A 4,529-nucleotide genomic window follows, 5' to 3' on the forward strand; every position below is an offset into this window, starting at 1 on the left:
TCCTGCCCTTCAGCCCGGACTGGCGCTGGCTGTTGGACAGGATCGACAGCCCCTGGTATGGCTCGGCCAGGCTGTTCAGGCAGTCTGCGCTGGGTGACTGGGGCAGCGTGTTGATGCAGGTTCAGGCTGCGTTGAAGGCGCGGTTTCAATAGGGCTTTCTGGCCAGGCCTTGCCACGACCCCATGTTCATGGGATCCTGATTGTCACCAGCGCCGGTTATTCTCTGCGCAGGGCCTCCATCCGGGGCGCAGTTTTTCACTTTGTATTTGAAATATTCCCAAGAAGGAACCACCACCATGATTTCTGGAATCCGGGCTGTTGCAGCCAGACTTGTTTTTACCTTGCTGCTTTCTTTGGCCGGTGGCCAGGCCATGGCGGCAGGCGCGCTGGCGATTGACAGCCTGCAGGGCGAAAAATACGGTTTCTCCTTCAACCATCCCAACACCGAGCAGGCGGAACAGCGCGCCTTGAGGGAGTGTGGTTCGGATTGCGCCGTGGTCCTTCGTTTTCGCGCTGAATGCGGAGCCTACGCCGCAGATCAGGCCAAGGGGTCCAATGCCTACGGTTGGGGAACAGGTGCGACGAGCGCCATCGTCCAGCAGCGGGCGCTGTCGGAGTGCCGGGCCAAGGGTGGCTCAAGCTGCAAGGTTCGTTCATGGGGCTGTGATGCCACGAAGGCTTCGGCCGACTCGGATGCGGGGTCTAGGGAGAACAAGCCGGCCAGTGCGGAATTCCAGATACAGGGCAACTGGCGTGTGGAATACGCAGGGTCGGCCGGCTTTCCTTATAGGGGAACACTGCAGGTCAATGAGAAAGCCGGCAACGGCATTTACAGGGGCGTGATGGTATTGGCCTACACCAACAACCAGGGCCAGTCCAAGAAGGTCCAGCAGGACACGCGGATCACCGTCCGGGGAAATACCGTCATCATCCAGGGCAGCAATCCCGTCTATCTGCTCGGTTCCGGCAAATACGATCCCGACACCTACACCGTGAGCATCAGCAGCGCCAACGTGATGCGTGGAGAAAACAATGACACCGGTGGCGCCGGTGGTGCGGTGGTCATTACCAGGAATTGAACCGGCCGCGTAGCAGCGGGCCCTGGCGGTCGCTGCCTGTCTGCGGTATTACTGCCTGGCCCCGCGTGCGAGGGCCGCGGCGCGGGAGGCGGCGAGCGCCTGCGCATCGGGTGCTGTGTGGGTTGGCCAGCCCGAGAGATGCTGCTGCGCAATATCGCTCAAGGCGGCCAGCCACACCGGGTTGTCGTTCAGGCAGGGGATGTAGTTGAAGCTCTGCCCTCCGGCATGCAGAAAGGCTTCACTGGCTTCCTGCGCAATTTCTTCCAGTGTCTCCAGGCAATCACCGGTGAAGCCGGGGCAGATCACGTCGACGTTTCTGGTGCCGGCCCGGGCAAGGGCCACCAGCGTGGGCTCGGTGTAGGGCTCCAGCCATTTGGCCTTGCCAAAGCGCGACTGGAATGTCACGCGGTATTGCTCCTTGCCCAGTCCCAGCTCGGTGGCCAGCAGGCGCGCAGTCTTGTGGCATTCGCAGTGGTAGGGGTCGCCCAGATGCAGCGTGCGTTCGGGCACGCCATGGAAACTCATGACCAGCTTTTCGGCGCGGCCGTTGCTGGCCCAGTGTGCGCGGACACAAGCCGCCAGCGCGTCGATATAGCCGGGGTGGTCATGGTAGTTGTTGACAAAGCGGAACTCGGGAATGCGGCGCGTTTTTGCGGCCCAGCTGTACACGGCATCGAACACGCTGGCGGTGCTGGTGCCGCTGTATTGCGGATAGGCCGGCAACACCAGGATGCGCGTCACGCCCTCGGCCTTGAGTGAATTGAGCTGCGAGGCGATGGAGGGCTGGCCATAACGCATGGCATAACGCACTTCGACAAAATGGTCGCGTTCGCCCAGGTAGCCGCGCAGCAGCACGGCTTGCCTGGCGGTCCACACCTTCAGCGGCGAGCCTTCCGCGGTCCAGATGCTGGCATATTTGGTGGCCGATTTTTTCGGACGCACACGCAGGATGATGCCGTGCAGGATCAGCCACCACAGCGCCTTGGGGATTTCGATCACGCGTGGGTCACTGAGGAATTGCGCGAGGTAGGGGCGCAGTGCTGCAGCCGTCGGCGCGGCGGGCGTGCCGAGGTTGCAGTACAGCACCGCGGTACCGCTGGCGGCACTGGGTGCCTGACCGTGCACAAAGGTGGGTTCGGGGGAAAAAGACATGGGTTATTCTCCCTTACCTATGCTTGACCTGACAATTATTAAAGCCATATCCCTTGACCTTGACGATACCCTCTGGCCAGTCTGGCCCGTGATAGAACGGGCCGAGTCCGCACTTGACGAATGGCTGGGCCGCCACGCGCCCATGACCGCGGCGCTGTTTGCCAACCCCACGGCACGGCATGACATCCGCGAGCAGGTGGTCCGGACCCGGCCCGAACTCAGGCATAACCTCAGCGCCATCCGGCGCGAGGCCATTCGGCTGGCCTTGTACCGCTCCAAGGAAAACCCTCTGCTGGCCGATGAGGCGTTTGAAGTTTTTTTTGCCGCGCGCCACGAAGTGACACTGTTCGACGATGCGATGCTCGCGCTGGAGTTTTTCTCCGCGCGTTACCCGGTGGTGGCGCTGTCCAATGGCAATGCCGATGTGGGACGCATCGGGCTGGGGCCCTATTTCCGCGCCGCCATCAGCGCACAGGAGTTCGGCGTGGGCAAGCCCGATCCGCGGATTTTTCTCGCGGCGGCGGGCGCGGTGGATGTGCATCCCCACAACGTACTGCATGTGGGCGATGACGCCACCCTCGATGTGCTGGGTGCGCTCAATGCGGGCATGCAGACGGCCTGGGTCAACCGCGCCGACCATCTGTGGACGCATGAATCATCGCCGCATGAAACCGTGACCAGCCTGACCGAGCTGTGCGACCTGTTCAGGCTTGCAGAGAAAGAAAAACCATGACGCTGAAGATTTACGGCATCGCCGCCTCACGCACTTCACGCCCCCTGTGGGTCGCGCAGGAACTCGGCCTGGTGTATGAGCACGTTGCCCAGCCTTATGAAGGCGGGGCAACCCGCACGCCGGCGTTCCTTGCGCTCAACCCCAACGGGCATATTCCGGTGATCGACGACAACGGCGTGCTGGTCTGGGAGTCCATGGCCTGTGTCCTGTACCTGGCCGGGCGTTTCCCGGGCGAAGGGCAGGCCTCGCTGGGCGCGCTGAACCATGCGGAGCAGGCCGACATCCTGCGCTGGAGTTTCTGGGCCGTGACCGAATGCGAACAGGATGCGTTGACTTTCCTCATGCACCGCGTGGCCATGCCCGAAGACAGACGCAAGCCCGAGCTGGCACTGAAGGCGGAGCAGCGCCTGGCCCCTGCGCTGCGTGTGCTGGAGCAGCATCTGCAGACACGCAGCTATGTGGCGGGCGAACGCTTCACCGTGGCCGACATCTGCGTGGCGTCGGTGCTGGCCTGGGCTCAGCGCGCCGAAGCGATGGCGCAGTGCCCGCGGCTGGCCGGCTGGCTAGAGCGCTGCCTGGCGCGCCCCGCGCAGCTGCAGGTGCGCGTGATGGCCAAGAACGAGCGCAAGAGTCTTCAGCCGCCGAAAACATAAGCAAAAAATGCCTCCAGCCCTAATGGGGCGGGGGCAAGCAGCTACCTATTTGGTAGCAAATTGCGCGGCCTGCAGCGCCGAACGCACCGCGCCTTCCAGCGTGGCCGGATAGGGTCCGTCGATATAGTCACCGCAGGCAAGCAGCCCCGGAAGCACTTGCATCGGTGGCCGCTCAAGGCCGGGCAGGCAGGCAAAGGTCGCGCGTTTTTCCACAATCGTTTGCACGGCTTGCAGGGCCTTGAGTCCGAGTTGCTGCCCGGCCTGGGCCAGCACGCGTTGCGCCAGCGCGGCAGAGTCCACGCTGCTGGCGCTGACCACAAAGGCGAGCAGGCCGGCCGGCCCGCCGAGCTGGCCGCGATCGAATACAAATTGTGCGGGTGCGTCGCCCTCCGGTGTGCCGGCGCGCAGCGTGAGCATGGGTTGCGCCAGGCGCGCGCCGGGACAAAAGGCGTAGACGGTGGTGATGGCTTCAAACTGGAGCGCGCGGGCCGCTGCCAGCCAGGTTCCGCAAGGCAGGCCGCAGGTTTCAGCCAGCCGTGCGGCCTCGGCGGGCGGACAGGCCAGGACGACACGGTCGAACGGGACCCCGTCCACCAGCCATCCTGTGGCGGTGGAGGCCAGGGTCAGCACACGGCGGCCCAGGCAAACCTCGCCGCCTTGCTGCGCGACCCAGGCCAGCGCCGCGTCGGGCAGCAGTGCGCTCAGGTCCCGGCGCGGCAGCAGCAGGTTGGAGCCGCCGGACTCGGCGAACAGGGCATCGCGCAGCACACGCAGATAGACCTGGGCACTGGCGCGGTGCGCCGGCGTGTTGAGCGCCGAAACACAGAGCGGCTCGATCAGGGTGGACATCACGGCAGGTGTCAGGCTGCGGCACAGCTGGGCCACGGACAGTTCGGGCGCACAGCGAAAGCC

Annotated in this window: 5 protein-coding genes; 3 read left to right on the plus strand and 2 right to left on the minus strand. The window is 64.2% G+C overall.

From position 1 onward, the window contains the following. Positions 1-296: 296 nt before the first annotated feature. Positions 297-1,079 carry a DUF4189 domain-containing protein gene (locus tag WA904_RS18195; protein ID WP_425198536.1) on the plus strand — a complete coding sequence of 261 codons (783 nt, stop codon included), beginning with the start codon at positions 297-299 and terminating at the stop codon, positions 1,077-1,079. Positions 1,080-1,127: 48 nt separating this feature from the next. Here the strand turns inward: WA904_RS18195 and hemH are convergent, their stop codons facing one another. Continuing rightward, on the minus strand, positions 1,128-2,231 hold the full coding sequence (hemH, locus tag WA904_RS18200) for a ferrochelatase (RefSeq protein ID WP_425198537.1): 1,104 nt from the start codon (positions 2,229-2,231) through the stop codon (positions 1,128-1,130). A gap of 19 nt (positions 2,232-2,250) precedes the next feature. Here hemH and WA904_RS18205 point away from each other — a divergent pair, with 19 nt between their 5' ends. Both WA904_RS18205 and WA904_RS18210 read left to right on the plus strand, forming a co-directional pair. Continuing rightward, positions 2,251-2,964, plus strand: coding sequence for an HAD family hydrolase (locus tag WA904_RS18205; RefSeq protein WP_425198538.1), 714 nt, complete (start codon positions 2,251-2,253; stop codon positions 2,962-2,964). Further along, positions 2,961-3,617 carry a glutathione S-transferase family protein gene (locus WA904_RS18210; protein WP_425198539.1) on the plus strand — a complete coding sequence of 219 codons (657 nt, stop codon included), beginning with the start codon at positions 2,961-2,963 and terminating at the stop codon, positions 3,615-3,617. The genes WA904_RS18205 and WA904_RS18210 overlap by 4 nt, the downstream gene beginning before the upstream one ends. Positions 3,618-3,662: 45 nt before the next feature. Here the strand turns inward: WA904_RS18210 and WA904_RS18215 are convergent. Continuing rightward, a partial coding sequence (locus WA904_RS18215) for a hydroxysqualene dehydroxylase (protein WP_425198540.1) occupies positions 3,663-4,529 on the minus strand: 867 nt, incomplete at its 5' end.

It is taken from the genome of Polaromonas sp. (genome assembly GCF_049790275.1).
In the GTDB taxonomy this organism is placed as follows: domain Bacteria; phylum Pseudomonadota; class Gammaproteobacteria; order Burkholderiales; family Burkholderiaceae_C; genus Polaromonas.